This is a genomic window from Leucobacter sp. M11 (assembly GCF_035726885.1).
Taxonomy (GTDB): domain Bacteria; phylum Actinomycetota; class Actinomycetes; order Actinomycetales; family Microbacteriaceae; genus JAPFRB01.
This window is the reverse complement of sequence record NZ_JAPFRB010000004.1, coordinates 130,208-132,501: the sequence shown is the minus strand read 5'-3', so window position 1 is coordinate 132,501 and position 2,294 is coordinate 130,208. Positions and strand designations below refer to the sequence as shown.

Annotated in this window: 2 protein-coding genes; both read left to right on the top strand. The window is 73.3% G+C overall.

Going from position 1 to position 2,294, the window contains the following annotated elements:
- Nucleotides 1-12 precede the first annotated feature (12 nt).
- A complete protein-coding gene (ppgK, locus tag OOT08_RS12585) occupies nucleotides 13-828 on the top strand; it encodes a polyphosphate--glucose phosphotransferase (RefSeq protein ID WP_325093653.1) in 816 nt (271 codons plus the stop codon).
- Nucleotides 829-890: 62 nt separating this feature from the next.
- Nucleotides 891-2,270 (top strand): ATP-binding protein, encoded by a 1,380-nt coding sequence (locus tag OOT08_RS12580; RefSeq protein WP_325093089.1) that lies wholly within the window; start codon nucleotides 891-893, stop codon nucleotides 2,268-2,270.
- Nucleotides 2,271-2,294: the final 24 nt, after the last annotated feature.

The following is a 2,294-nucleotide window of genomic DNA, read 5'->3' as shown; positions in this document are numbered from 1 at the left end:
TACGCTGGGGCCATGAACCAGCCAGCCGCCAGAACGCAACGGGTCGCGATCGGGATTGACGTCGGCGGCACCGGGATTAAGGGCGGCGCGCTCGACCTCGCGAGCGGTGAGCTGCTCACCCCGCGCGTCAAGCGGCCCACCCCGGCGGGCGGGGCCCCCGCGGCCATCGCCGACACCGTCGCGGACATCCTGGCGCGCGTCCGCGGCGAGCTCGCCGAGTCGAACGCCGGGCTCGCCGAATCGAGCCCCGTCGGCGTCTGCCTCCCCGCGGTGGTCCGGCAGGGCGTGACCCTGAGCGCCGCGAACATTGACCCGGGCTGGATCGGGCTCGACGCGCGCGCCCTGCTCACCGAGCGCCTGGGCGCCCCGGTCGCGGTGCTGAACGACGCGGATGCGGCGGGGGTCGCCGAGGCCCGGCTGGGCGCCGCCGCGGGGCTGCCCGGGACGACGATCGTGACCACCTTCGGCACCGGGATCGGCAGCGCGCTGCTGCACGACGGCGTCCTGTTCCCGAACGCGGAGCTGGGGCACCTGGATCTGCCGGGCTATCCGGACATCGAGCGCTTCGCCTCGGGCAAGGCGGTCAGCCGGGACGGGCTGAGCTTCCGGGTGTGGGCCGAGCACCTGAGCCGCTTCTTCGGCAAGCTCGAGGTGTTGTTCTCCCCGGACCGCTTCGTGTTCGGCGGCGGGATCAGCCGGGAGGCGGATGCCTTCCTCCCCCTGGTCGCGGTCGACACCCCGATCCTGGTGGCTCGCTTCCGGAACAGCGCGGGGCTCATCGGCGCGGCGCTTGCGGCCCGCGACCGCCCGGCGGCGAGCGCGGGATAAACTCGAAGCGTCTGCGGACGGGCACCGGTCCTCCCGGTCCCCCCGACGCTCGGAAGGACAGCATGACAGACAGCCCCCTGATCGAGGCCCTCGCGGCAGCCGTTGCGGCGGCCCCGGAGCACGCGCCGTTGCGACTGCACCTGGCCGAGTTGCTGGCGGCGGAGCGCCGTTTCCCGGAGGCGCTCGGGCACGTCACCCGGGTCTTGCAGGCCGAGCCGGAGCACGCGGCCGCCCTGGCGCAGCTGTCCGCGATCAGCGCGGCGCTGTCGGCCGGTCCGGTCGGCACCCCGGCTGCGACGAGAGCCGAGCCGAGCGTGTCCGGCGAATCGGGCGACTCCGACGACTCCGACGACTCCGACGGCTCCGGGGACTCCGACGGCTCCGGCGACTCCGACGGCTCCGGCGACGCGGGGAGGGCCGAGGAGGCGAGCGGCTACGACTGGTCGCAGGCCGAGCGCGATCTCGGGGTCTCCGTGCCCCCGGCCTTCGTCTCCCCCGCCCGCGCCGAGCCGCTGCGCGGGGTGATCGGCGAGGCCGAGGACGCGGAGGTGCCCCCGATCCTGTCCGGCTCCCCGGCCGCCCCGCCCGTGACCCTCGACGACGTCGGCGGTCTGGACCCCGTCAAGACCAGGATCAACGAGTCATTTCTCATCCCGATGCGCAATGCGGCCATTGCCCAGGCCTTCGGCAAGTCCTTGCGCGGCGGGCTGCTGCTGTACGGGCCGCCCGGCTGCGGCAAGACCTACATCGCCCGCGCCATCGCCGGGGAGCTGGGCGCCCGCTTCCTGACGGTGACCATGACCGATGTGCTCTCCCAATTTATCGGCGAGACCGAGAAAAACCTGAAGGGCATCTTCGACGAGGCCCGGGCGACGACCCCGACCGTGCTGTTCATCGACGAGATCGACGCGCTCGGGATGAAGCGCTCCGCGCTGCAAGGCTCGGCGGCCTGGCTGCGGCAGATGGTGAACCAGCTGCTGCTGGAGCTGGACTCGATGGCGGGGAATAACGACGGCCTCTACGTGCTCGCGGCCACGAATCACCCCTGGGACCTCGACGAGGCGCTGCTGCGCCCCGGGCGCCTGGATCGCACGGTGCTGGTCACGCCGCCGGACGCGGACGCCCGGGCGGCGATCCTCCGCACGCACCTGGCCAGGCGTCCCCTCGCGGGCATCGACGTCGCCCAGCTCGCGCAGCAGACCGTCGGCTTTTCCGGCGCGGACCTCCAGCACCTCACGGAGACGGCGGCGGAGAAGGCCATGCTGGATTCGATCGCGGCCGGGGAGGTGCAGCCCATCACGATGGCGCACCTGGCCCTCGCCCGCGCCGAGGTGGAGCCGTCGACCGGTCCCTGGCTGGACGCCGCTCGGAACGTCGTGCGCTTCAGCAACGCCTCCGGCCGCTACAACGACCTCGCCGCGTACCTGGCTGAGCGGCGGTAGCCCTCGATGGGTGCGGTCTCCCCG